The sequence below is a fragment of the Streptomyces kryoterrae genome (assembly GCF_054072135.1).
This window is the reverse complement of record NZ_CM133358.1, coordinates 4988156-5012725: the sequence shown is the minus strand read 5'-3', so window position 1 is coordinate 5012725 and position 24570 is coordinate 4988156. Positions and strand designations below refer to the sequence as shown.

Here is a 24570-nt window from a genome sequence, read left to right as displayed (position 1 = left end):
TCTCCGTACTACCGCCGTACGACCCCTCAGGGTTGAACCCTCATAGTCCCGTACCCTGCCTCCACCTTCAGGAGGTGGAGGCAGCCCCCCTCCTACAACCTGAGGGGGACGCGGCTTCGGGACCTGCGGCCGATGAGCCCAAGTAGGGGTCGAACCTAGCGTAGAGCCATGACCACACTCGTCTGCACCAGCGCTTCGAACGCGGCTACGCCGGCGACGCAGACCCTGTCGTTCGCGTCCTACACCTCGTACCCCTCGTTCTCGTCGTACGTGAAGGCCCGCCGTCCCGTGCTGCTGCGCACCGCCCGGTCGCTCACCGCGAATCCGAGTGACGCGGAGGACCTGCTGCAGACCGCGCTCACCAAGACGTACGTCGCGTGGGAGCGGATCGAGGACCACCGTGCGCTGGACGGCTATGTCCGCCGGGCGCTGCTGAACACGCGGACGTCGCAGTGGCGGAAGCGGAAGGTCGACGAGTTCGTCTGCGACGAGCTGCCCGAGCCCGAGGGGACGCCGGTCGGCGATCCGGCGGACCATCAGGTGCTGCACGACGCGATGTGGCGCGCGATCATGAAGCTGCCGGCGCGACAGCGGGCGATGGTGGTGCTGCGGTACTACGAGGACCTGAGCGAGGTCCAGACGGCCGAGGTGCTCGGGGTGTCGGTGGGCACGGTCAAGTCGGCGGTCTCACGGGCGCTGGGCAAGCTGCGCGAGGACCCTGAACTGGTGCTCGCCCGGTAGCCGCGTCGGCGACTCCGCCGCGGGCTCCGCCCGCTGGTTCCCGGATGGGAACCTCTGGTGATCACCGATAGTTCCCGAGGCACGACGTGATCTGATCGATCACTCTCTCCTAGTGACGTACCGCTCGGTATGTGCGCAGAATCAGCACAACCTTTACCACCGAGTAGGCAATGATGCCCCGGGAGGACGCCGTGCTGAGCACCATGCAGGACGTACCGCTGCTGATCTCAAGGATCCTGACCCATGGGTCGACGATCCACGGCGACTCGCAGGTCATCACCTGGACCGGCGAGGCCGAACCGCGGCGCCGTTCCTTCGCCGAGATCGGGGCCCGGTCGGCACAGCTCGCACACGCCCTGCGCGACGACCTGGGAGTGGTCGGCGACGACCGCGTCGCAACTCTTATGTGGAACAACCCTGAACACGTCGAGGCCTACTTCGCGATCCCCTCCATGGGCGCGGTCCTGCACACCCTGAACCTGCGTCTGCCCCCTGAGCAGTTGGCATGGATCGTCAACCACGCCGCCGACAAGGTGATCATCGCGAACGGCTCGCTGCTGCCGCTGCTCGCCCCGCTGCTCCCGCACCTCAAGACGGTCGAGCACGTCGTGATCTCCGGCCCCGGTGACCGTTCCGCCCTCGCCGGGTCGCACGCCCAGGTGCACGAGTACGAGGACCTCATCGCCGGGAAGCCGACCGGCTACGACTGGCCCGAGCTGGACGAACGCACGGGCGCCGCCATGTGTTACACCTCCGGGACGACGGGCGACCCCAAGGGCGTGGTGTTCAGCCACCGCTCCATCTACCTGCACTCCCTCCAGGTCAACATGGCCCAGTCCATGGGCCTGACCGACCAGGACACCTCCCTCGTGGTAGTGCCCCAGTTCCATGTGAACGCCTGGGGCCTGCCCCACGCGACCTTCATGACCGGCGTCAACATGCTGATGCCCGACCGGTTCCTGCAGCCCGTCCCGCTCGCCGAGATGATCGAGAAGATCCGGCCGACGCACGCCGCCGCCGTCCCCACCATCTGGCAGGGCCTGCTCCTGGAGCTCACCGAGCACCCCCGGGACGTCTCGTCCCTCACCCAGGTCACCATCGGCGGCTCCGCCTGCCCGCCCGCTCTCATGGCTGCCTTCGACAAACTGGGCATGCGCGTCTGCCACGCCTGGGGCATGACGGAGACCTCCCCGCTCGGCACGATCGCCCGGCCGCCGGCCCATGCGGTGGGTACGGACGCGGAGTTCGCGTACCGCCTCACGCAGGGCCGTTTCCCGGCGAGCGTCGAGGCCCGGCTGAGCGGCCCCGGCGGCGAACGGCTCCCCTGGGACGGCGAATCGGCCGGTGAGCTGGAGGTGCGCGGCCCGTGGATCGCGGGCTCCTACTACAACGGCCCCGACAGCGAACCGCTCCGCCCCGCCGACAAGTTCAGCGAGGACGGCTGGCTCAAGACGGGTGACGTTGGCACCATCAGCCCCGACGGCTTCCTGACGCTCACCGACCGCGCCAAGGACGTCATCAAGTCCGGCGGCGAGTGGATCTCCTCCGTCGACCTGGAGAACGCCCTCATGGCCCACCCGGACGTCATGGAGGCGGCCGTCGTGGCCGTCCCCGACGACAAGTGGGGCGAACGCCCGCTGGCCACGGTCGTGCTGACGGAGGGCTCCACCGCCGACTTCGCGACACTGCGCGCCTTCCTCGCCGACGAGGGCAAGATCGCCAAGTGGCAGCTCCCGGAGCGCTGGACGATCATCGAGTCGGTCCCGAAGACGAGCGTCGGCAAGTTCGACAAGAAGGTCCTGCGCAAGCAGTACGCGGAGGGCGGGCTGGACGTCACCAAGCTCTGACGGCCGGCCGGGGATGGCAAGCGGGTGTGGGGTGGGGCGATGTTTCACGTGAAACATCGCCCCACCCCACACCTACATGTGAGATGTGCCGATCAGTTCTGACTACTGACTACTGACTACTGACTAATTGGTGCCGATACGTGCCAGCAGATCGACGATCCGGCTCTGCACATCGGTACTGGTGGACCGTTCGGCGAGGAACAGCACCGTCTCGCCCGACGCGAGTTTCGGCAGGTCGGCCTGGTCGACGGCGGCCGTGTAGACGACCAGCGGTGTGCGGTTCAACTGCCCGTTCGCCCGCAGCCAGTCCACGATTCCGGCCCTGCGGCGCTTCACCTGGAGCAGGTCCATGACCACCAGGTTCGGCCGCAACTGCGAGGCCAGCGTGACCGCGTCGGCGTCGCTCGCGGCCCGTGCGACCTGCATCCCGCGCCGCTCCAGCGTCGCCGTCAGGGCGAGCGCGATCTCCGCGTGCTCCTCGATGAGCAGGACCCGCGGCGGATGCTGCTCACTGTCACGCGGGGCGAGCGCCTTCAGGAGTACGGCGGGATCGGCGCCGTACGCCGCCTCACGCGTCGCCTGCCCGAGCCCGGCCGTGACCAGCACCGGAACCTCGGCGGCCACGGCGGCCTGGCGCAGCGACTGGAGGGCGGTCCGGGTGATCGGCCCGGTCAGCGGATCGACGAACAGTGCTGCCGGGAAGGCCGCGATCTGCGCGCTGACCTCCTCGCGCGAGTTCACGATGACGGGCCGGTACCCGCGGTCGCTGAGCGCCTGCTGCGTGCTGACGTCCGGCGCGGGCCACACCAGCAGCCGGCGCGGGTTGTCCAGCGGCTCCGGTGGCAGCTCGTCGTCCATCGGCCGGGGCTGCGGCTGGTCGGAGACCTCGACGGCTCCGCCGGGCCCGTCGAGCGGCTCGGGCCCCTCGGCGGCGTTCTCGTCCGGTGCTCCTATGGCGTACGAGCGCCCGGCCCCCTCGGTGAACCCGGGCAGCCGCGGAGTGCCCGGGGCGAGCTGCGTCTGCCCGGCGAGCGAGGGCTGCGTGGGCAACGGCGCCTGGGCGGGCGGTGCCTGCCCGGCGAGGGAGGGCTGACCCGGCAGGGGCGCCTGGCCGGCCAGGGAGGGCTGGGCCGGGACCGGTGCGGCGGGCGCGGCCTGGCCCGTCTGCGGGTGCGGGCGGGCCGTCGTCTCCGGCTGGCCGGCGGGCTCGGGGCGTGTACCGAGCTTGCGGCGGCGACCGGAGCCGTTCGAGCCGTTGGTGCCGTGCGGAGGCGTCGCGGTCTGTGGCTGACCCGGTGTCTGGACCTGTGCGGCCTGCCGACTGAACGGCACCCCCTGCCCGAGCGTCCGCACGCTGATCGACCGCCCCTGCGTCGAGTTCGGGTCGACCGGCGCGGCGGCGGCCTCGGCGGGCAGCGCCTGTCCGACCCGGGGCTGCGCGACCCGCTCGGGGGGGAGGGGGGCGGCTGCCGCCTGGGGTACGGGGGCAGCCACAGGAGCAGCTCCCGGGTTGTTCGGGTGCGGCGCTACGGCGGTGCCGGCGTCCGGGGTTTCGTCGTCGGTCGTGGGCCAGGGCTGGGGCTGGGCAGCGAGGGCGGCCTGGGCGGGGATCGCCTGGCCGGGGGCGAGACCCTGGGCAAGGGCGGCCTGGGGCGCCGTACCCTGCGCCGGGACCTGCTGGGGCTGGGCCTGGGGAACGGGCTGGAGGGACTGCTGCGGCACCTGTTGGGGAACCTGCTGGCTCTGGATGCCCTGCGCCGGGACGGGCTGACCGGGGAGAGGCTGACCGGGGACGGGCTGCGCGACCGGCTGTCCGAGCACCGGTTGCGCGGGAAGCCCCTGTGGGGGAACCGCCTGTCCGGGCATCCCCTGCCCCTGTCCCGGTACGCCGCCCTGCGGACCGGCGGCGGCCTGAGCGGCCATCGCCTGGACGGGAGCCGCCTGGCCGGGAATCCCGCCCGGCGGCACGGTCCCCGGCTGCTCCGGGGCCTGGCGCGCACGGCGGCGACCGGTCGGGGCGGAGGTCGGGTGCGGCTGGGGCGGCGTGTGGTCGTCGTCGGGATCGTGCGTGAGCGCGTCGTGACGGCCACGGTCGTCGAACCGGTCGCCGACCGGCCCGGCGGGTACCGCGGCGGCACTTTCGTCCGTCCGGTCGGCCTCCGCCGGAGGCAGGGCGAACACCGGACGGGGGGCCGCCTCCTGCGCGCCGCGCTCGGCCGCTGCCGCCAGGGCCCGGCGCCGACGCCCTGTGGGCTGCCCGTCCGTGCCGTCATCGGCGGCGCCCTCGGCACCGGCGACCCCGGAAGGAGCCGATGGCAGGGCGGGCGGCAACGCGTGCTGCTCGCCTCCGCCGCGCCGGCCCGGAGCGCCGGGCACGCCCTGCGGCGGCACCGTCCCGCCCAGGCCGGTCCCTGCGGCAGCCGTGCCCGCGCCGTGCTCGCCCGCCAGGACGACGGCGCCGGTGGAGACACCGCCGCCGTTCGCATCGCCCGCGTCGGCGGGGCTGGGCCGACCACGCCGACGCCCCGTACCGCCGTCCCCGTCGGCCGAGGGTTGCGCCGGGGGCTGGGACTGGGGCAGGGGCTGAGGAACGGGCGCAGAAGCCATGGCGGCCTCCTCGGCCGCACGCCTCCGGCGCCGCCCGGTGGGCGCGACCGCCTCGTTGCCGGAGTCACCGGACTCGGTGTCGGTCTCCGCCTCGGGCGCGACGTCCGGGACATCCGCCTCCAGGAAGGCGTCCACGGACGACCGCCGCGCCCGTCGCCGCCCACTGACCCCACCGGTGCCGTCGCTGTCGCCGCCGCCCGACGCCTGCTCGGGCACGGCCAGCTCGGCGCCGACGCCCGCCTGCGGGACCTCGGCCTCGACGGCGGCCACCACCGCGCCCGCCCCGCCCCCGATGGGCACCTCAAGAACGTACGCACTGCCGCTCATGCCCGGCACCTCGTGCGTCTGGAGCACTCCGCCGTGGGCACGCACGATCCCGCGCACGATCGGCTCGTGCACCGGGTCTCCCCCGGCGTACGGCCCGCGCACCTCGATCCGTACGACCTCACCGCGCTGCGCGGCGGCCACGACGACCGTGTTGTCCATGTAACCGCCGGTGGAGGCGGGCGAGTTGCCGGTCGCGTCGACGCCGGCGACGTCCGCGACGAGGTGCGCGAGGGCGGTGGCGAGGCGCTGCGGGTCGACCTCGGCCTCGATGGGCGGCGCGTGCACGGCGAACTGGACGCGCCCGGGCCCGATCAGTTCGACGGCCCCGTCGACACCGGCGGCGACGACCGCGTCGAGCATCACCTTCGTACGGGTGATGGAGTCGGCGCCCGTGTCGAGCCGCTGGTAGGAGAGGACGTTGTCGACCAATGTGGTGATGCGCGAGTAACCGGCCGACAGATGGTGCAGCACCTGGTTGGCCTCGGGCCACAGCTGCCCGGCGTCGTCGGCGGCGAGGGTGGCCAGTTCGCGGCGCAGCTCGTCGAGGGGTCCGCGCAGCGAACGTCCGAGCAGTACGAGCAGTTGTTCCTGCCGGCCGGCCAGGGCCTCGTACCGGTCCTTCTCGCGCTCCGCGAGCGCCGCGTACCGGTCCTCACCCGCGGCGAGTTCCTCCTCGTGGTCCTCGCGCAGCTGCTCGATCTCGGCGACGTGCTGCTGGCGCAGGGCGGTGAGCTCGGAGGCGTGCTCCTCGGCGACCCGCTCCAGCTCCTCCTCGTGCAGCTTCTCGGCGGCCGCCTTCTCCTCGGCGAGGGCGTCGTACGGACGCCGGTCGGTGAAGGTCATCACGGCGCCGACGAGCTGGTCGCCGTCCCGGACGGGCGCGGTCGTCAGGTCGACGGAGACCTGGTCGCCGCTCTTGGACCACAGCACCTGCCCGCGCACCCGGTGCTTGCGCCCGGACCGCAGGGTGTCGGCGAGCGGCGACTCGCCGTACGGGAAGGGCTCGCCGTCGGCGCGCGAGTGCAGGACGAGCGTGTGCAGCTCGCGCCCGCCGAGATCGCTGGCCCGGTAACCGAGTATCTGGGCGGCGGCCGGGTTGACGAGGACGACCCGCCCCTCGGTGTCCGTCCCGACGACCCCTTCGGCGGCGGCACGCAGGATCATCTCGGTCTGACGTTGCGAACGCGCCAGTTCGGCCTCGGTGTCGACGGTGCCCGACAGATCCCGTACGACGAGCATGAGCAGCTCGTCGTTGGTGTAGCCGTAGCTGTCGTACGCCTGCTGGCCGTTCTCGAGAGTCGCACTGGTGACCTCGACGGGAAACTCGCTCCCGTCCGTCCGCCGGGCGATCATCCGGGTCGGCTTGGTCTGGCCGTGCGGGTCCATGGAGTCGGGGCGCCGCATGGTGCCGGGGATCAGCCGCGAGTCGAACTCCGGCAGCAGATCGAGCAGCCCGCGCCCGACGAGAGCGGTGCCCGGCGTCTCGAAGGCCCCGAGGGCGATCGTATTGGCGTTGACGACGGTCCCATTGGCGTTGACCAGTACCAACGCATCGGGCAGCGCGTCGAGTATGGCTGCGAGGCGAGCAGCGCCTCGGGATGGCCTGCTGCTCACGAGACGCTTCCTCCCTGTTACCGCACCTTGCCTACCGCGGACGCCATCTTGCCTACCGGCCCGCAACGTGTCACGCGAGGGAGTCTAAGGGCAGTGGTTGCGCTCGCGACGCCGGATGAGAGGGAGGTCGCACGACGAAGTGACAGAGAGGCTGTGACGGCGCCTTTCACACCACTTATGCGCTACGGGGCTCCTGTGACTGTGGTGTGCGGGCCCCTGGGAGCCTTACCGCGCCGGTCAGAAGCCTGGCCGGGGAGCTCGGCGGGGGCTCATCGAAGATCGGGAAGCAGCGGTACGAGCCGGTTCCAGCGGTCCATCTGGCACCCGTTGCTGCGGTCGAACGTGGCATCGACAGGACGCCCGGCCCAGGTACCGGTCACATGTGCGGTCGCCGGACCCCCGTACATCATCGTGCAGACGCTGTCGGGGGATACGGGGGCGAACGGATCCTTCCCCCACCGCGTCCCCCGGTCGAGCGACCCGCAGGCGTCATCGACGTCGGGGTGGGAGCCGCCACCGGGATGGCAGTACAACTCGAACCGCCCGTCCCCACGCCCACCGGTGCCGCGGACGGTGACGCTGAGGTGGTCGGAGGCGCGCCCCAGGGGAGTAAGGAGGGGCGCGAAGGGCGTGAGGGGGCGCGTCCAGGGGCCCGCGTCGGCGTACGCGGCCGAGGGGGCGGCGGAGAAGGAGGCCGCGGCGAGGGAGACGCCGGCGGTGGCGGCGAAGACGAGGCGGCGGCGGAGGGCGCCGCCGGCAGGAGAGGTGACCTTGAACATGACCTGACTAACGCCTGACGCCGGAGGACGTTGCGCGACCGGCACAACGGCTTTGCCCTGTGCCCCGCCTGCCTAGTACCGTGGGAGGCGATTGGTGACACAGCGCTCGTCTGTGTCATCATCTGCACGCACCACTCGCGCTCGCGCGGGAGGTTGTGCTGGAGGCGTCGCCTAGTCCGGTCTATGGCGCCGCACTGCTAATGCGGTTTGGGACTTACATCCCATCGAGGGTTCAAATCCCTCCGCCTCCGCACCTCGTCCCGAAGCCCTGGTCATGACTGACCGGGGCTTCGGTCGTTTTCGCAGGTGAGGCCGGGTATGGCAAACGGATTTCACCTCACGCCGCCAGTCATGTAATGTTGTTCCCGCAACGCCAACCGGGTCGAAAACACCGGAAGGAAGAGCGAACACAACAGAAAACACAAGCACTCGTAGCTTAACGGATAGAGCATCTGACTACGGATCAGAAGGTTGCAGGTTCGAATCCTGCCGAGTGCACAGCAAGTTGCAGGTCAAAGGCTCTGATTCGCCCCGGCGGATCGGGGCCTTTGTCGTGTCGTCTCACCATTTCTCACATCCGCCGGTTGATCATGGTCAGCCGAGCAGTTCGGCGAGCTTGTCCGACCCCGCCTTCAGGGACTGCGGATCGGGGTGCACGTAGATCCGCTTCGTGAAGCCGAGGTCGGCGTGACCGGCCCATGCCGACACCACGGTGTCGGGTACGCCGTTGTTCGCCATCCACGACAGGCAGGCGTGCCGCGCGTCGTACAGCCGGACCTTGCGCACGTTGGCCGACTCCATCCGCTCGTACGCCCGCCGGCGAAGCCAGTCGGTCTTGACCGCGGCCCCCAGCTCGTCGACGACGACGCGCCCCGAGGACTCGTAACCGTTGCCTGCCGCGAGACGCTCGCGCGCCTGGCGGGCGCGGAAGACTTTCAGCGCGGCGAGGACGATCACGGGCAAGGGCAGGATCCGTTCGCCGGACGCAGACTTGGTGTCCTTCTCGACGACGACGCCCGCGACCAGCGTGCGCGTCTCCTCCACGGACACGGTGCCCGCCTCGAGGTCGACGTCACGCCAGCGCAGCCCACAGACCTCCGCCGGCCGCAGACCGATCAGGGACAGCAGCATCACGGCGTGCAGACGGTCACCGGCGACGTGGGCGAGGAACACCCTCACCTCGTCCTCGGTCCACGGCACGCGCGCCTTCCTGCGCGCCTTGTCGTCCTTGCGGGCCTGCCTCGGGATCGTCACGTGTTCCGCGACGTTCCGGGCGACCAGGCCCCGGCGGATCGCCAGGTTCAGCGCGGCCCGCAGACGTCCGAGCGTCAGGCTCACGGTGCGGACGCTCAAGCCGGTGCCGGCCTTCCCGCCGATACGCCGCGCGCTCGTCAGCATCCAGTCGATGAGCGACTCGACATCGTCCTCGGTGAGCTGCTGCAGCTGCCTCTGCCCAAGGTGCGTACGGACGTACCGCATCGCGTCCTCGTACGACCGCTTCGTGGCCACCTCGACATCCCGCGTCGCCGCCTTCAGCCACATGTCCACCACGTCCGCGACCGTGACCTTCGACGGGGCGACGAACGAACCGATGGCCTTCTGGTGCTGAATGCGCGAGTACTCGGCGAGCGCCTCCTTCTTCGTGTCCTTCGTGACGGTGAGCTGCACCCGCCGCATCACCGGCTGCCCGGTCTCCTCGTTCATGACCACCTCGCCGGTGGCCTTGTCCTTCCTCGGCTCAGAGCCGACGTCGACAACGAACCGGTACCGGACCTGCCCGCCCTTCAACGTCACCTTCTTGATCGGGTCAGCCATCGCCACGCTCTCCCATCAGCTGCTCGAACTCGTCGGCGTCCAGCCGCTGCAACTCCTTGATGTCCAAGCCCAGGGCAGCGAGCTCCTGGTAGGCGTCACGGATCTTGGCCACGTCCTCCCGCCCGCGACGGCCGCTGGGACGCAACACGATCCCGAGTACGTCGCGACGGCCGGGCGGACGGCCGAACAGGCGGAACTCCATGTACGTCGTGCCGCCATCGTCGGGCATGTCCAGGGGGCGCTTACCGTCCGCCCAGTCCCAAGCCACATCGGCCGCCACGGTGCCGGCGCCCGTGAGGGTCACCTGTTCGTCCGGCGAGTCGGTAAGCGGCAGGAGGAGTGCCGTGGGGGACACGCCGAACGCCGCGGCGAGCGCCACGAGTTCGTCGCTGGTCACGCTCCGCTCCGCCTTCTCCATGCGGGTGATGCCCGATGCAGGGATCGGGCGCCCGGCCCGCTCGAGCAAACCGGCGAGCTGGCGAGTCGTGAGCCCCCTGCGTTCGCGCAGCCGGGCGAGGTTCTGCGCCACAGTCTTTCCGGTCGGACCTACCTCGAGGGCGCGGCGTCCGCGCTGCTGCTCGCTCATAGGCAGCAGCGTAAGCAACACGGATCTCCTTGCATGCCTGCCGTTGATCGCTACCATCTTCGTCATGGGTCCATCTAACATCAGATGGTGCTAACGTGCAACGCATGTTGCGACTAAGAGGGGTGAAAGTGCGTGTCCGATGAGTTGTTGACCCCCAAGCAGGTACAGGCCGCGTTCGGCATTCAGGTGCAGGTCCTCGCCAACTGGCGTTGGGCGGGCAACGGGCCGAGCTACATCAAGAGCACCCCTGCACGATCGGGCCGCGTCTACTACCGCCGCGCGGCGGTCGCCGAATGGCTCGAGGCGAACACGATCAACCAGGCGGCCCGCACATGAGCGCGCCCACCCTGGCGGAGGTCCGCCAGTGGCCGGCCACAGTCGGGATTCCCCAGGCTGCCCAGGCTCTCGGCATCTCCAAGTCCCAGCTCTATGAGCTGGTCAAGCGAGGCGAGGCACCTGTGCGGGTCCTCGACTTCGGCTCCAAGCGGGTCGTCACGGCGAGCTTGGTACAGCTCCTCGAATCCGCATGAAGCGGGCCCCCACCTGGCCGCAGGTGTTCCAGCACCAGCGCGGCAGGGGCCCTGTACCCGGACCAGAAACGCCGAAGCCCCGGGCCAATCGCTCGCCAGCGACCCAGGGCTTCAACACAGAACGGACCCACAGATGATGACACGACCCGTCCCTCGGGCGAGAGCCGAGCACGTAGATAGCCCGGTGATGCTGAGCCACGCCCTGACCTACTCGACCCACGGGTGGGCGGTCTTCCCGCTCGCGGGCAAGACGCCTGCGATCCCGCGCGCTCATGAAGCTGGGCACCCTTGCCGCGGGGAGTGCGGCCAGCACGGTCACGGCTATCACGACGCAACGCGCGACCCCGAGCAGCTGCGTGCGTGGTGGGCGCGATACCCGGGCGCGGGCATCGGTCTGCCGTGCGCTCCGAACGGCCTGGCCGTGGTCGACGTCGACCCGCGCAACGGCGGGCACGCGACGCTGTGCCGCCTCGAAACGGAGCACGGCCCGCTGCCCGGCACTCTGATGCAGCTCACCGGCGGGGACGGGCTCCACTTGGTCTACGCCCACCCTGGCACTGACTTGCCCGGCAAGCTCGGTCCTGGCATCGACGTGAAGTCGAACGGCTACATCGTCGCCGCGCCCTCGCTGCACCCGTCCGGCGTCCGCTACCGCTGGTCAGGCGACGGGCAGTTCGGCCGCCCGCTCACCCCGTGGCCGGCCTTCCTCGGTGCCCGGGCCGCGCCGCCACGCCCGACGCTCTCGCTCGAGACGGTACGCCCGTACGACAACCTCGTCGGCCTGGTGGCGTTCGTCCTCGAGGCCCGCGAGGGCGAACGGAACTCGCGGTTGTTCTGGGCAGCATGCCGCGGCCTCGAGCTGGTGCGCGCGGGCATGGCCGACGGCGGGGCGGTCTACGGCTCTCTGATGGACGCAGGGGCCCGTATCGGCCTGCCGGAGTCCGAGGCATCGCGGACGCTGCGCAGTGCCGAGTGCGCCCCGCACAGGGTGGGAGCGTCAGCGTGACCGGACCGCACGACGAAGCGAGGGAGATCCTCGAGCGCAACGGGCTCACCGACGCCACCCTTGGCGCGACCCGATCGCTCAGGCTCACCCGCGCTTCGGAGATCGACCCCGAGCCGGTGGTGTGGGCATGGGAGCCACAGCCCGGCGAGGGTCGCTTGCCCGCCGGGGCGCTCACGCTCGCCGCAGGCCGCGAAGGTACGGGCAAGTCCAGCTTCGGCATCTGGGTTGCCGCGCGTCTGTCTCGGGGCGAGCTGCCTGGCACGTTCTACGGCCACCCCAAGAGCGTCTTCTACGCGGCCGTCGAAGACTCCTGGTCACGCACCCTCGTACCGCGGCTCATCGCGGCCGGCGCCGACCTCGAGCGCGTGTTCCGCGTCGACGCCGAGGACACGCTGCGGGGCGAGACGATGATCTCGCTGCCCATGGACGTCTCTCTCATCGAGCAGGCCATCGCCGAACACGACGTCGCCGGGCTCATCGTCGACCCGCTCATGTCGACGCTGGGCAGCAGCACCGACGCCCATCGCACCCAGGACGTCCGCCAGGCCCTCGAGCCCCTCGTGCGCATGGCCGAGCGAACCAAGGCGCTCACGCTCGGGATCGCCCACTTCAACAAGGGCAGCAGCACCGACGCGTCACAACTCATCTCAGGCTCGGGTGCGTTCAAGGATCTCGCCCGCGCGGTCCTCGCCTTCGCCCGTGACCGGGAGTCGGGCGAGCAGGTGATGACGCAGACGAAGAACAGCCTGGGCAGTCTCGACCTGCCGTCGCTCGCGTACCGGATCGAGGGCTTCGACGTGCCGACCAGCAAGGGCAACGCCAACGTCGGACGGCTCGTCTTCACCGGCATCTCCGAACGCAGCGTCGAAGACACCCTTGCCGCGCCCATCGACCGCGAGGACGCAAGCGAGCGCGACGAAGCCGTCGCGTGGCTGGTCGGCTACCTCACGGACAACGGCGGCGAGGCATCCGCCGGCGACGTCATCAAGGCGGCCGAGAAAGACGGGTTCTCCAAGCGGACGCTGCAACGGGCCCGTTCCAAGGCGGGCGTGACGTCGCAAAAGTCCGGATTCGGCAAACAGTGGGTGTGGGTACTCAGCGTCACCGATGACGGCGAAGGTGCCACGCAAGACCCCGAAGGTGCCATAGGTGCCAACACCGTGAGGGCTGGCACCTATGGCACCTATGTGTCACCTACGGAATCCCGGTCACAGTCTGTAGCTGACGGCGAACGCCCACTGCCCTTTCCCGAACGCGACGCTGCGGAGCCCGCATGAGAGCCAAGAGATGTACGAAGTGCGGCGCCCTCAAGCCCCTCAAGGGCTTTCACAGGAACCGGTCGCAGCCAGACGGGCGCATGTCTCAGTGCACCGAATGCCGCCGCGCCAACTACCGCGCAGCACATCCCGTGCCCCCACCAGAGAAGCCCGGGCACAAGCGGTGCGCCCGCTGTACCCAGCTGCTCCCCCTCGAGGACTTCACGCCCCGCAAGGACTCCCGTACCGGCCGCTCGAGCTGGTGCCGGAAGTGCGCCCGCGAAGCTGTACGCCACCAAACCGCCTAGGAGTACGCCGATGACCCGTCCCATCAACGCAGCAGCCGACCTCCGCGCCGGCGTAGCCTTGCTGACCGCCACGCACCAGATGCTCGAGGGTGGCCTCCCGCCCGCGCAGTACGCCGCCATCGTCGACGACACCACGACCGAACTCTGGCCGGACAAGCCCGTCGACGCCGTACGCGCCGTCGCCTACCTCGGAGTGCGGCTCGCCTCCCTGCTCGCCGCACACACCGAGCAGGACATCGACACCGTCCTCGGCTTCCTCGGTGCGGAGGTCGCCTCCCTGCCCCAGCAGTAGCACCACCCGCCCGCGGAACTCCTGGTCGTTCCGCGGGCCGGTGTGGCACCATCTGATCAACTCCTTCGCGAGTGATCTGTGATGGGTCGCAGAGCACAACAGAAGAGGCGGCACACGGCCGCCACCGGTACGCCGGCTCCCGCGCCGACCGCACGAGCAACACGCGGCCACCCGGGGTAGTTACCACCTACCGGGATCGTCAGCGACAACCCGCCATCCTGCCGCGGGTTCTGTCGCCTTTCCCGAGAGGCGTACCCCGTGATCCCGAACGTTTCCCTGCCACACCTGCGCGCCGCCCGCTCCGCTGCGAAGGCGCAGCTCGACGGCATCCTCGCCGCCCCCCAGGCCGAGAGCCGCGACCTCACCACCGCCGAACGGACCACGTTCAACGCGAAGTGCGATGAGATCCGCGGCTTGGACCGCGACATCGAGCAGGCCGTGGAAGCCGAGCAGCGCGGCGACAAGGCCGCCCAGCTCCGCTCCCGGTACATGCCCCAAGGGCCGCAGCCCACGGGCCTCACGGTCACGAGCAACGAGAACGTCTACCGCAAGGCCGACGTCCACGGCCACTCGTGGGTGAAGGACATGACCGCCGTCGCCCTGCGCGCCGACGCGGACGCTGCCGAGCGGCTGCACCGCAACACGCGTGAGGTCGCGATGGAGACCCGCGCCCTGTCCACCACCGACGGCGCCGGCGGCGAGTTCGTCCCGCCGCTGTGGCTCATCAACGAGGCCGTCACCCTCGCCCGGGCCGCCCGCGTCGTCGCCGACCAGGTGCGCAAGCTGCCGCTCCCGCCCGGCACCGACAGCGTCAACCTGCCGCGCGTGGCCACCGGCACCACCACGGCCGAGCAGACCAGCCAGAACACGGCCGTGTCGAACACCGACGCCACCACGAACAGCGTGAGCGCCAGCGTCGCCACGCTCGCCGGACAGCAGGTCATCAGCCAGCAACTCATCGACCAGTCGCCGGTGAACATGGACGATGTCCTCCTGGCCGACCTCACCGCGGACTACGCGGTCAAGCTCGACACGTTCGTCATCAACAACAACGCGGCGAACAAGCGCGGCCTGCTCAACGTGACCGGCGTCAACGCGATCTCCTACACCGACGCCTCGCCCACCGTGGGTGAGCTGTACGCCAAGGGCGCCGACGGTATCCAGCAGATCCACACAGGGCGCTTCCTGCCGCCCGACAAGGTGTTCATGCACCCCCGCCGCTGGGCCTGGTTCACAGCCGCCCTCGACACGGCAGGCCGGCCCCTCGTGGTGCCGGTGGCGAACATGCCGCAGAACGTCCTCGCCGCCATGGGCGACGTCATCTCCGAAGGGTTCGTCGGCACATGGCAGGGCCTGCCTGTCTACGTCGACCCGAACATCCCGATCAACCTCGGTGCGGGTACCAACGAGGACCGCATCATCATCGCCCGCTCCTCCGACATCCTGCTGTACGAGGGCGTGATGCGCGCTGAGGCGTTCCGTGAAACTAAGGCCGACCAGCTATCGGTTCTCTTGCGCGTGTACAACTACGCCGCGCTGCACTCCGAGAGGTACCCGAAGAGCATCAGCGTCATCAGCGGCACAGGCCTGATCACCCCGACGTTCTAGCCGGGCAGGCTGCAACGACACCTACGCCAACCATCACGGCCCGTCACCAACGGTGGCGGGCCGCTGGTGTGTCCGGCATGGGCACAGCGGCCCGAGCCTGAAGCCAGACCAGTTTTTGAGGCGCAGGTGGGCGACCCAACCGCACATCACGCCCTGATTTTTTTGCGGCCGGATTTAAAGATCAGTTCGCGCGAACTCGGTTCGACCGATTTAGCGAACCGTCACTCAGGGTGATGTGACGGTGAGTGAGGGGTCTCCCGCTACGCCTGCTCGGGCAACTCGGTCACGAACGTGCCGATGCCCGGCTGCATCTGCGCGAGGCCGGCCGTCCGCAGTTCGGTCAGTACCCGGCGCGCGGTCATCTGCGCGATACCGAACTCACCCTGGATCGCGAGGACGCCGGGGAGCTGCGATCCGGGCGCGTATGTCCCGTCGGTGATCCGCTCCTCGATGACCGCGTAGACCTGCTTCCACCTTGGCACGTCCGGCTCCCATTCCATGATCCTGAAGCTAGGCAGTCCTATCGGACTGAGCGAGGCGAGTTCGCCTGACTTGCCTATCCACCCTAGCTAGCTAGGTCTACGCTGCGGGATACGGAAAGCCCCCGCGCCGTGCGACCGGCCGGGGGCATGGACGACTGGTTGGAGCCGCCGTGAGCGAGCCTACGCACACCCCCGAGACCTCGAACACCCCCAGTAGCTACGGGTACTGCGCCTGGCATCAGGCGTTCGCTTCGAACGTCCGGCTGATCCAGGTACAGGAGCAGGGCAGCGGCCCCGGTGGTGGCGCGTTCGCCTGCCGGCCGTGCCGTGAGTCCTACGGCCTGGTCCCGTTCGCCGACCGGCCGCTGTGAGCGGCGACGAGAAGTCCCCCGAGTGCCAGCTCGAAGCGCACCGTTACTGCGCGGGTCCGAAGGTCATACGACGCGAGGGCGCGCCCGCCTGGGAAGTCCCCATCATGACCCTGCGTTGCGGGTGCCTGTGCCACCCCCAAAGCCCCCGGTCCGGTCGCGCTCCCCAGGCATAGCGGCCGGGCCGGGCCCACACGACAGACGACCCCCGAGGACTGATCCTCAGGGGTCGTTGTCGTACGGGGAGGGAGGTTGGCCGGGGGATGCTGAACTCGCCGTTTCCCGGTTTCCGCAGGCGAGGAGATCCGCCTCCCTGACCTCCCTCAACTGGCATATGCGCAGGTCACGCCGGGGGAGGTGGCAAGGGAGGCAGTCAGGGAGAACTCCCCAGGATCTAGGCGGGTCCCTCCTCGTCGTCGACGTCCGCGACGTCCTCGGCGAACCGCTCGAGGATGGCGTCGTGGACGCGTTCGCGGGCGACGACCATGACGCCGTTGGACTTGTACTGCTCGGCTCCGTACGGCTCCAGGGCCCGCTTCAGGTCCGTCGGTCCCCAGCTGCCGTACGCCTCCGTGTTGCGGGCGGCGAGGCGGTGCAGCACCTCCTGTGCGAGGACGCGCGTGTCGTCGGCGAGGACGGCCGCGACGTCGGCGAGCGGGTCGGCCGGCTGGAACGTCGGCTCGTCGGCGGCCGGGCCGCCCTCGTACAGACCCATCGCCCGCGCGACGACCGGTGTCACCTCGTCGATGCCCTTCTCCGGGTCGCGGGCCACGTAGTGGGCACGGATCACCTCGAACGGCTTAGCGGTGAACCCGTACGTCACCGCGGTGCCGATGTCTTGCCCGGGAACGAGTTCGGTCGCGCGGATGCCGGCCTTGTACTTGCCCGAGCCGAGCAGCCCGTCGTTGGCGACCTGGTCGCCGACCGCGAACGCGACACGGTGGCTGGTGTTGCGGGTGACGTCGCGCGGGATGCTGTCCGCCGTCGGGGAGACGGTGACCCAGATGAGGGTGATGCCCACCTTGCGGGCCTTCTTCATCACGCGGATGGCCAGCTCAGCGGCCTCCTTGCCGTAGTCCTTGCTCATGAACAGCTCGTGGCACTCGTCGAACACGACGACCCTCGGCCGCATCCGCGGGTCCTTCAGGGCCAGTTCGCGGGTCAGCTTGGGCGACTCGCCGCCAAGTTCCTCCAGCAGCTTTCCGCGCTCGGTCACCTCGCTGGTCAGGCTGCGCAGCCGGTCGAGGGCGGCCTTCAGTTGCTCGGGGTCGTCGCCCTTGACCAGCGTTTTCAGCCGTGGCCTGAGCGGGTCGTAGTCGATGTTCGTCGCCATGACGTACACCTCGGCCTCGACGAGCGGGTCGAGGATCGCGCCGAGCAGCAGGGACACGACGATGGACGTCTTCCCGGAGCCCATGATTCCGCCGACGATCCAGTTCGCGGCCATGAGCTTGCCGACGATCTGGTCCCCCCGCTGGGAGACGGCGACCGGCACGCCCTTGAAGTAGTCCGTGGTGCCCTCGGTGAGCAGCGGCCACGGTGGCACCGCACCGGAGAGCGAGCCCTGGTCGGCCACCCACAGGTCAAGTACGCCGGGCTGCTTCGGGGGCTCGGTGGGCCACACCTCGACGGGCTTCCTGAGCAGGTTGTGGGCGAGGATGTTCTTCTTCGCGTTGACCATCTCGACGGTGACGCCCATGGGGAGCTGCAGCTGGGTGTGCCAGCCGTTCCCGGAGCGGGTGGTGGGCTGCACCCAACGCGCCTGCCAGCCGTCCTTGATGGCCTTGTTGAGCGGGGCGATGCCGAGGCTGCCGAGTGCGCGCAGGATGGCGCCCTCGTCGGGCACGACGCCCTGCTCGTCGCCGCCTGCGGGCAGTGCCCACGACGGTGCGGTCTGCCGGTGCCGGCCGACGGCCCACACGCCTGTGAGGGCGAGCCAGGGCAGCGAGTACAGGAGCGGCTCCCACAGCACGCCCGCGATGAACGCGACCCATCCGATCAGCTCGATGACCGTGTTCAGGGGTGTGAGGACGTCGTGGACGTCGTGGTTGTACCAGGCCAGCATGAGGCCGAGCATGAGCAGCACGCTGCCCGTGCTGAGGACTGCGGAGGCGATGGCCTTGGGGGCGTTGAGGATCATCTGCAACAGGTCCATGCGCCGCTTGTGGCGGGCGAACCGGTAGGCGTAGGCGCGCTGCTCCCACTGCCGTACGAGTTCCTCGTTCCCCGCGGCCTCGGCCTGGCGCATCATGCGCGCGTGCATGGCGGTCGTGCGGGCCTCCCAGGTACGGCGGGTGAGGACGCGGGTACCCCCGAGTACGTACGCGCCGTGGCGGACGAGGATCCGGTACGCGGTGTGCTCGCGGGCCTCGACGACGACCCGTCGCAGGGCTTCCGTGCGGACGCGACGGCGGGGCTGTACCTCGGTCGCGGGTACGGGGGTACCTGCCGTACCCGAGGGTGCGGGTACATCGGGTACGGGTGTACCCGTCGGGTCGGTGTGGGCGGGTGCGGTCGTGTCCGTCATCCTGGTCGCTCCGGTTGCTCTTGCGGGTGATCGGGTGCACGGGGCGGCCGTACCCGGCCAAGGAATCCGGCCGCCCCGTGGTGTACCTACTTGCCGTTCGCGCGCTTGCGGGCGCGCTCCTTGATGCGCTCGATACCGCGGTCGATGTCGGGCTGGTCCTGGATGTTGGCGATGGCGCGGCGGGCGCCGCGGACCTCCAGGCGGACGATGGCGGCCTTCTCCCAGAAGGTCAGCTTCGGCTCAGACATGGGTGACCTCCGTGGCGGGCAGGGCGGCGGCGATGGCGGCGTAGGCGGATGCGACGTCGGCGTAAGCGGTGCTGGTCGCGGTGAGCCGGGGGATCTCGTGCTTGCGGTCGGGGTGGCTGATGTCGCGATCAGCGGCGGCGGCGAGTTCCTTCGCCCGGGCGGCGGCGAGGCGGGCCTCGGTGAGGGCCTGGTCTCGGGTCACGGTGTCCTCCGTGGTCGTGGGCTGGCCGGTTGGCCGGCCCCACCGCGCCCCCGCAACCGCGGCCGTGACGACCGTGGTTGGCGGAGGACGGAAGGGCAGGTCAGCGGCCCTTGTTGAAGTCGCGCCACATCGAGCGCAGGACCAGGGCGACGATCGCGGCGGCCATCCCGCCGATGGCGAACGCGATGGACGCGAACGCCAGCCCGACGGAGCCGACACAGACGGCGCCGCCGATCGCCAACCACTCGCCCGCACTGCGTCCCTGGGGGTGCTGGTGCTGGCAGGCCTGCGGGGCGGGCTGCTGCTGTGCCGCCTTCGCCAACTCCACGGCGGCGAGCGCGATCTGTACGGCGGCCGTGTTCACCGCGGCCTCGCGCGCGGCGGCCTCCGCTTTGTCCAGCGGCGTCGGCTCGCTCATGCCGTCCACCCCCGCACGCGGCGGGTGATGCGCGGCCACAGCAGGACACCGGCAGCGAACGCGAGCACCGCAGGCTGCGAGACGACGGCGGCCACGACCGCCAGGACGACGGCGAGCAGCGACGGGCAGGCGACGAGGAGACCGAGGACGGCCCCGAGGACCAGGCGCATCATGTCCGCACCCCCATCAGCTCGTCACGGATGCGCTGCGCGCGGGCCTGCCCGATGCCGTACGTCTCCTTCAGACGCCGTACTCCGGGTACCTCGCCGGGGAAGTCGGCCTGTACCTGGGGGATGAGCGGGTCCGGGTACGGGGCGTCCTCGTCGGCGGCCTCGGTGGGGTTGCCGGCCGCGTCGGCGTAGTCGCCGGGGACCTGCCAGTCGAGGTGTACCTGAACGTCGGGTACGGGGTACTCGTGCGCAGGTACAGGCTCGGGTACGGGTACCTCGACGGCCCACTCGGGGATGACCGAAGCGGGCGCGGGCCGGGCGACGATCGGCAGCAGGCGGGCACCCTGAGGTACGGGCTCGGGTACGGCAGGTACACGTACGGCGATCGCCGGGTACGCATCGGGTACGGGCGGCGCCGTGGCGGGTACGGGGACCCGCTCGACAGCTGCCGCGTACCCGGCGGCGGGCGCGGCATCCTCGTCGCGGGCGAGAGCGTGGGTACGCCACAGTGCCACCGGCACGAGGACCGAGACGACCGTGACGAGTTCGAGGTTCACACGTACGACCCCGGCCTCGAGGGCGTGAGCGGCCACCTGCGCGGCGCACATCAGGATCAGCGACAGGGCGACGTCGAACGCGCGGAACCACTTCAGGGCGGCGACCACGTAGCAGTCGAGGGCGAGCGGCAGCATGACCGCGATCGGCGGGCGGGCGCCCAATCGGCGGGCCAACTCGTACTCAGCGATGGCGGTGTAGGCGAGGCCGGCCGCAGTCGACGTCCGGCGGATCCACGTACGAGTGCTGTCGGTGGTCACCGGCCACCCCCAAGGATCGTGTGCAGCTGGTCGGCGAGGTCGCGCAGCCGGTCCGCGTAGGTGTCGAGCGTGGCCGCCAGGTCGTACAGCTGGACAGGGTCGAGGGTCCGGCCGAGCGGGTGTACGGAGACGCCGGGGGTGCTGCTGCACAGCTCCGGGATCTCGGCCGTGGAGAACGGCGACTGCACGAGGCTCGCGTCCGCGATGTGCTGGCCGCGGAAGGTGAGGGTGACGTCCGGTCCGCTGTGCAGGATGTCGGCGCGGAGGTCGTCGGGCCTGTGGTTGGGGTGGCCGACGCACCAGGCCGGCTCGTCGAGGGTGACGTCGCCGTGGTCCTCGGTGGGCAGCGTGACGGTGCGGGGCTCGCTCACTGCTCCTCCCCGGTGGGCAGGGTGACGGCCTCGGACCACGACTTGCCAGCGTCGAGAGCGGCGTGCGCCTGGTCGGCGGTGACGTACCCGGCAACGGGGTGCTTGGCCAGCTGCTCGCGCAGGTAGGTGGTCGTCCACTCGATGCCGAGCGGGTGTTCCTCCAGGGCGCTGCGCAGGGCGATGCGGGCGTGCACGGCGCGGGTGTTCAGCAGACGGTCGTGCGCTTCGGTACCGCCGACGCACGCGGGGTGGGGGAGGTCGAGGGCATCGAGGACGGCCGCGAGCAGGTCACGGACGGGCTCGGGCAGGGTCTGCGCGTTCATCGGCCACCACCCGACAGGCCGGCCAGCTGGGCACGGAGGGCGAGGATGCGCGCCTCATAGCTGCGGAGGTCGCTCAGCAGCTGGTCGACCTCGGAGAGACCCAGCTCGCCCGTGCTCTCGCCGACGACGACCCGCGGTGCGTCGCCCTCCCACTGACTCAGGTGGACGGCGGGGAACTCCGCGCCGTACGGGCCCGCCATGGTGACGGGCGGGCCGTCGCAGTGAGCGTCCCCCGGATGGGACACGGGTGCGGAGTGGTCGTCGACGCACGCACCACCCAGCCCGGCGCAGGCCCCGCCCGCCGGGGCGCCTTCCGCCGGCGCCCCCGGCATCTGCGCGTGGAGGTGGCGCACGGCCTCGAGAAACATGGCCAGGTCCTCAATCACCCTCCCCGCGCCCTCGATGTCGAGGGCGACGCCCTCCCCACCGGAGTTGAAGGACAGGGTTGCGTCGTCCCACTCGCTGTTCTCGTACAGCTGCGCGCTCAGCAGCTCGCCGTGCGCCACGCTCATCCCGCTCGGGACGGGCAGGGAGACCGACTCCCCGCTGTGCTCGATGAGGACGTCGCCGTTGCTGTAGCGGCGCTCGTAGCACTCGCCAGGCTCGCACCACGGGAGGTGCCCAGGCGCGTCCGGCGCGAGGACGTGAGTTGTGGGCCGCTCGGGAAGGCAAGGGCCCTCGAGGAACGCGGCCATCGTCGCGAAGTGGGCGTCCACGGTCCCGCTGACGGCCGCCCGCTCCTCCGCCTGGGCCACGGTGACGTTCGCCCGGGTACGGATCACGTCCGGGTTGATGACGGTCGCGTCAGCGTCGGCGAGGACCTCGCCAAGCGACGCAGGAAACGCCGATACGGTGGTGCTCATGGTCTGGACTCCTTGATGCGAAGGGATTCGGATCAAGGCGCCGGTCGGTGGGTGAGATCACCGGACGGCGCCGCCCTGTCTCACGCGCGTCTCACAAACTGCGCGGGAACGACGGGGCAGGGAGCCTCTGACCTGGTCTCGGGTCGCTCGCTGTGGACTCCGTGGAATCCACGGAAGCCTTTCGGATCACTACGGATCAGAAGGTTGCAGGTTCGAATCCTGCCGAGTGCACAGCAGACCAGAGGCCCCGTGGAGGAATCCACGGGGTCTCTGGTTTTCGCGTTGACGGCAGCCTTTGACGGAAACGGCCTCAAGAGCGGATGTGGGGTGTCCAGGGGCCCTGGTGGAGTGGCCCTGATTCGGCGGGACGGGCACCTCGTTAGGATCCCCGATCATGGACATCAAGGGCGGGGAGCCCTCATCGCAGGACACAGGGCGCGGTACGGCCGTCGAGTTCGTCTACCAGCCGGTGGTCGCGGACTTCGAGGAGGCGTTCCGTGGGCGAGCGCGTCGGACATGGGCGGGCCGGGTCCAGGTGCTCACGGGGCCGCTGGTAGCGGCAGCCGCTGTGCTCTTCTTCTCGGTCCTCCGTGATTTCCCGCTGCCCGTGTTGATCATCTCGCTGGTGCTTGTCCTGGCAACGACATCCTGGGGCGCCGTGCGAGGGCTGCGCACCATGGCCCGCCGGATGTTCAGTGTCATGGAACCGTACGGGCAGTGCCGCATGGTGGCCGACGACCGTGGCATGGCCACTACCGGTGAGCGGGCGTCCTTCACCGTGGACTGGACTGTGTTCCGGGAGTACTTGGAGACGCCCGGGATCTTCGTGCTGCTGGGTGGCGACCGCGCGTCGGGAATCGCGGTATTGCCCAAGCGGGGCGCCCAGAACCCCGCGGACGTGGATCAGCTCCGGGCGATCCTGGACCGGAACCTGAAGCGGCTTTAGACCCCGCTCTGACCGGCCTCGGCCGTGCGAGCGGCGCTCACCTGGGTCGGACAGGCGAGGGGGTGAGGGGCGTAAGGGGTAGTGCACTTTTCTTGTGCGCGACCAGCCGCGCACGCGGTGACCCTGCGCCGTTGTCCGGCTTGCTCGCCTACGCCAGGATTCCCGCATGACGATCTTGCCGCCGTCTCTCCTGCGTACGCTTGAGCGGTTCCACGCCGCTCACCCCTGGGACCACAACGCCCACTACCACCCCTGGATCCTGCGGCAGTTGCCGAGGCGGTACGGCCGTGCGCTGGACGTCGGGTGCGGCAGCGGTGACCTGGTGCGGTTGCTGGCCGGGCGGAGTACGGCGTCGGTGCTCGGTGTCGACTCCGACCCTGCGATCGTCGATCGGGCGCGGGGACTCACCTCCCCCACCGCCCCGGTGACGTTCACCGCCGTGGACGTGATGACCGGCCTTCCCGACGGTCCGGACGGTTCGTACGACGTCATCACCTGTGTCGCCGTCGTCCACCATCTTCCGTACGCCGACGCGCTCGCCCTCTTTCGGCAGCGGCTCGCGCCCGGTGGGACGCTCGTCGTGGTGGGGCTGGCTCGGAGTGAGAGTCCTGTTGATCACTTGCTGGGGGGTGTCGCCGTTCCCGCGAACGTCGTCATGGCCTGGGTGAAGAACCGGGGGCGGCCGGCGGTGCGGCCGGTTGCCATGAGTGCGCGGACGCGGGCGGCGGAGATGGGGTTCGGTGAGGTGGTGAGGGAGGCCCGGCGGGTGTTGCCCGGGTGCGGGGTGCGGCGGCGGCTCTTCTGGAGGTACACCCTGGTGTGGCGGCAGCCGACGCGGAGTTGACCTTTTTCCCGGCCGTTCTCTTCTTCCCGCTCTCCTCTTTCGCGTCCTTCCCGGGGTCCTCTCCCACTGCCTCCTTCTGTGTCACCGTTGGTCCATGGCCGATCCGCTGCGGCAGCGGTGGTCCGGTCCCTCTACGTGCCGTCCGTCCCGCGGATCTCGTCCATGTACTCCCGGGCCAGCCTGCCCTGACGCGTGAACCAGTCGGACAGTACGGCTACTTCGGCGGGGGAGTAGTCGGCGGTGAGGGCGGCCAGGCGGGCGTAGTACGGGCCGTAGAGGGCGTGGGCCCGAGCGACGGCGGCCGGTTGGGCGGCCACGCGGACCCGGCGGCGGTCGCCCGGGTCGGGGCGGCGGGTGATGTAGCCCGCGCGTTCGAGGCGGTTGAGGATTCCGGTGACGGCACCCGTGGTCACGTGGGCGCGCTCGGCCAGGTCCCCGGCGGTGAGCAGGTCCTCGCCTGCCTCCAGGACGTAGGCGAAGCAGGTGAGGTCGGTGACGTTCAGGTTGAGGCGACGCGCCATCTCCTGCTGGCTGAGCAGGTGCGTCGCGATGGTGTGGTCCATCTCCTTGAGCATCTGGGCGGGGGTCGCGGGCGGGCGGGTCGTGCCGTCCTGTGCGCCGCCGGGGGTGTCGGGCGTGCCTTGCATCGTGTATTACCTTAGCTGGTGAGAGGTTTT

26 protein-coding genes and 2 tRNA genes are annotated in these 24570 nt (G+C 70.3%); 13 read left to right on the top strand and 15 right to left on the bottom strand.

Annotated features, from left to right (window positions below):
* Positions 1-168 precede the first annotated feature (168 nt).
* Positions 169-741 carry a SigE family RNA polymerase sigma factor gene (locus ACW4TU_RS21805; RefSeq protein ID WP_457429898.1) on the top strand — a complete coding sequence of 191 codons (573 nt, stop codon included), beginning with the start codon at positions 169-171 and terminating at the stop codon, positions 739-741.
* A gap of 170 nt (positions 742-911) precedes the next feature.
* Positions 912-2588 carry a long-chain fatty acid--CoA ligase gene (locus ACW4TU_RS21800; protein ID WP_457429896.1) on the top strand — a complete coding sequence of 559 codons (1677 nt, stop codon included), beginning with the start codon at positions 912-914 and terminating at the stop codon, positions 2586-2588.
* 123 nt (positions 2589-2711) lie between these two features.
* On the opposite strand, the gene ACW4TU_RS21795 is transcribed toward ACW4TU_RS21800, so the two are convergent.
* Positions 2712-7136 (bottom strand): hybrid sensor histidine kinase/response regulator, encoded by a 4425-nt coding sequence (locus ACW4TU_RS21795; protein ID WP_457429894.1) that lies wholly within the window; start codon positions 7134-7136, stop codon positions 2712-2714.
* A gap of 269 nt (positions 7137-7405) precedes the next feature.
* On the bottom strand, positions 7406-7915 hold the full coding sequence (locus ACW4TU_RS21790; protein ID WP_457429892.1) for an SSI family serine proteinase inhibitor: 510 nt from the start codon (positions 7913-7915) through the stop codon (positions 7406-7408).
* A gap of 160 nt (positions 7916-8075) precedes the next feature.
* Between ACW4TU_RS21790 and ACW4TU_RS21785 the strand changes: the two genes are divergently transcribed.
* Positions 8076-8166, top strand: a tRNA-Ser gene (locus tag ACW4TU_RS21785).
* A gap of 174 nt (positions 8167-8340) precedes the next feature.
* Positions 8341-8413: transfer RNA gene (locus tag ACW4TU_RS21780), tRNA-Arg, on the top strand.
* 96 nt (positions 8414-8509) lie between these two features.
* Here the strand turns inward: ACW4TU_RS21780 and ACW4TU_RS21775 are convergent.
* Together ACW4TU_RS21775 and ACW4TU_RS21770 are read right to left on the bottom strand one after the other, a co-directional pair.
* Entirely contained in the window at positions 8510-9730 is a 1221-nt protein-coding gene (locus tag ACW4TU_RS21775; RefSeq protein WP_457429891.1) for a site-specific integrase, read from the bottom strand.
* Positions 9723-10316 carry a helix-turn-helix domain-containing protein gene (locus ACW4TU_RS21770; RefSeq protein ID WP_457429889.1) on the bottom strand — a complete coding sequence of 198 codons (594 nt, stop codon included), beginning with the start codon at positions 10314-10316 and terminating at the stop codon, positions 9723-9725. The genes ACW4TU_RS21775 and ACW4TU_RS21770 overlap by 8 nt, the downstream gene beginning before the upstream one ends.
* Positions 10317-10448: 132 nt before the next feature.
* On the opposite strand from ACW4TU_RS21770, the gene ACW4TU_RS21765 reads away from it, so the two are divergent.
* From ACW4TU_RS21765 to ACW4TU_RS21740, 6 genes are all read left to right on the top strand, one after another.
* Positions 10449-10652: a helix-turn-helix transcriptional regulator gene (locus ACW4TU_RS21765; protein WP_457429887.1), complete on the top strand. Its 204-nt coding sequence runs from the start codon at positions 10449-10451 to the stop codon at positions 10650-10652.
* Complete coding sequence (locus ACW4TU_RS21760; protein WP_457429885.1) at positions 10649-10846, top strand: helix-turn-helix transcriptional regulator; 198 nt, start codon at positions 10649-10651, stop codon at positions 10844-10846. The genes ACW4TU_RS21765 and ACW4TU_RS21760 overlap by 4 nt, the downstream gene beginning before the upstream one ends.
* Before the next feature lie 187 nt (positions 10847-11033).
* A complete protein-coding gene (locus tag ACW4TU_RS21755; RefSeq protein WP_457429884.1) occupies positions 11034-11852 on the top strand; it encodes a bifunctional DNA primase/polymerase in 819 nt (272 codons plus the stop codon).
* Positions 11849-13129 (top strand): AAA family ATPase, encoded by a 1281-nt coding sequence (locus ACW4TU_RS21750; protein ID WP_457429882.1) that lies wholly within the window; start codon positions 11849-11851, stop codon positions 13127-13129. The genes ACW4TU_RS21755 and ACW4TU_RS21750 overlap by 4 nt, the downstream gene beginning before the upstream one ends.
* Before the next feature lie 297 nt (positions 13130-13426).
* The gene (locus ACW4TU_RS21745; protein WP_457429880.1) at positions 13427-13708 is read left to right on the top strand and encodes a hypothetical protein; all 282 of its coding nucleotides are present in this window, start codon (positions 13427-13429) and stop codon (positions 13706-13708) included.
* 258 nt (positions 13709-13966) lie between these two features.
* Positions 13967-15316 carry a phage major capsid protein gene (locus tag ACW4TU_RS21740; RefSeq protein ID WP_457429878.1) on the top strand — a complete coding sequence of 450 codons (1350 nt, stop codon included), beginning with the start codon at positions 13967-13969 and terminating at the stop codon, positions 15314-15316.
* 260 nt (positions 15317-15576) lie between these two features.
* Here ACW4TU_RS21740 and ACW4TU_RS21735 read toward each other — a convergent pair whose 3' ends face one another.
* Positions 15577-15816 (bottom strand): GntR family transcriptional regulator, encoded by a 240-nt coding sequence (locus ACW4TU_RS21735; RefSeq protein ID WP_457429876.1) that lies wholly within the window; start codon positions 15814-15816, stop codon positions 15577-15579.
* A gap of 152 nt (positions 15817-15968) precedes the next feature.
* Here ACW4TU_RS21735 and ACW4TU_RS21730 point away from each other — a divergent pair, with 152 nt between their 5' ends.
* Complete coding sequence (locus tag ACW4TU_RS21730) at positions 15969-16169, top strand: hypothetical protein (protein ID WP_457429874.1); 201 nt, start codon at positions 15969-15971, stop codon at positions 16167-16169.
* A 391-nt stretch (positions 16170-16560) separates the two neighbouring features.
* Here ACW4TU_RS21730 and ACW4TU_RS21725 read toward each other — a convergent pair whose 3' ends face one another.
* The 9 genes from ACW4TU_RS21725 to ACW4TU_RS21685 all read right to left on the bottom strand — a co-directional run bounded on the left by ACW4TU_RS21725 (position 16561) and on the right by ACW4TU_RS21685 (position 22103).
* Positions 16561-18693: a cell division protein FtsK gene (locus tag ACW4TU_RS21725; RefSeq protein ID WP_457429872.1), complete on the bottom strand. Its 2133-nt coding sequence runs from the start codon at positions 18691-18693 to the stop codon at positions 16561-16563.
* 86 nt (positions 18694-18779) lie between these two features.
* Positions 18780-18941: a DUF6257 family protein gene (locus ACW4TU_RS21720; protein ID WP_179200578.1), complete on the bottom strand. Its 162-nt coding sequence runs from the start codon at positions 18939-18941 to the stop codon at positions 18780-18782.
* A complete protein-coding gene (locus tag ACW4TU_RS21715) occupies positions 18934-19143 on the bottom strand; it encodes a hypothetical protein (protein WP_457429870.1) in 210 nt (69 codons plus the stop codon). The genes ACW4TU_RS21720 and ACW4TU_RS21715 overlap by 8 nt, the downstream gene beginning before the upstream one ends.
* A 100-nt stretch (positions 19144-19243) precedes the next feature.
* Positions 19244-19561 (bottom strand): hypothetical protein, encoded by a 318-nt coding sequence (locus tag ACW4TU_RS21710; protein ID WP_409124823.1) that lies wholly within the window; start codon positions 19559-19561, stop codon positions 19244-19246.
* Positions 19558-19734 carry a hypothetical protein gene (locus ACW4TU_RS21705; RefSeq protein ID WP_457429868.1) on the bottom strand — a complete coding sequence of 59 codons (177 nt, stop codon included), beginning with the start codon at positions 19732-19734 and terminating at the stop codon, positions 19558-19560. Before ACW4TU_RS21705 ends, ACW4TU_RS21710 begins: the two co-directional genes overlap by 4 nt.
* Positions 19731-20546 carry a hypothetical protein gene (locus ACW4TU_RS21700; RefSeq protein WP_457429866.1) on the bottom strand — a complete coding sequence of 272 codons (816 nt, stop codon included), beginning with the start codon at positions 20544-20546 and terminating at the stop codon, positions 19731-19733. Before ACW4TU_RS21700 ends, ACW4TU_RS21705 begins: the two co-directional genes overlap by 4 nt.
* The gene (locus ACW4TU_RS21695) at positions 20543-20917 is read right to left on the bottom strand and encodes a DUF6907 domain-containing protein (RefSeq protein ID WP_457429864.1); all 375 of its coding nucleotides are present in this window, start codon (positions 20915-20917) and stop codon (positions 20543-20545) included. The genes ACW4TU_RS21700 and ACW4TU_RS21695 overlap by 4 nt, the downstream gene beginning before the upstream one ends.
* Positions 20914-21240 carry a hypothetical protein gene (locus tag ACW4TU_RS21690; RefSeq protein ID WP_457429862.1) on the bottom strand — a complete coding sequence of 109 codons (327 nt, stop codon included), beginning with the start codon at positions 21238-21240 and terminating at the stop codon, positions 20914-20916. Before ACW4TU_RS21690 ends, ACW4TU_RS21695 begins: the two co-directional genes overlap by 4 nt.
* Positions 21237-22103: a DUF6907 domain-containing protein gene (locus ACW4TU_RS21685; protein WP_457429860.1), complete on the bottom strand. Its 867-nt coding sequence runs from the start codon at positions 22101-22103 to the stop codon at positions 21237-21239. Before ACW4TU_RS21685 ends, ACW4TU_RS21690 begins: the two co-directional genes overlap by 4 nt.
* Positions 22104-22497: 394 nt before the next feature.
* Here ACW4TU_RS21685 and ACW4TU_RS21680 point away from each other — a divergent pair, with 394 nt between their 5' ends.
* Both ACW4TU_RS21680 and ACW4TU_RS21675 read left to right on the top strand, forming a co-directional pair.
* Entirely contained in the window at positions 22498-23049 is a 552-nt protein-coding gene (locus tag ACW4TU_RS21680; RefSeq protein WP_457429858.1) for a YcxB family protein, read from the top strand.
* A 166-nt stretch (positions 23050-23215) separates the two neighbouring features.
* Positions 23216-23893 carry a class I SAM-dependent methyltransferase gene (locus ACW4TU_RS21675; protein ID WP_457429856.1) on the top strand — a complete coding sequence of 226 codons (678 nt, stop codon included), beginning with the start codon at positions 23216-23218 and terminating at the stop codon, positions 23891-23893.
* A gap of 131 nt (positions 23894-24024) precedes the next feature.
* Here the strand turns inward: ACW4TU_RS21675 and ACW4TU_RS21670 are convergent, their stop codons facing one another.
* A complete protein-coding gene (locus tag ACW4TU_RS21670; protein ID WP_457429854.1) occupies positions 24025-24540 on the bottom strand; it encodes a MarR family transcriptional regulator in 516 nt (171 codons plus the stop codon).
* Between the last annotated feature and the right edge of the window lie 30 nt (positions 24541-24570).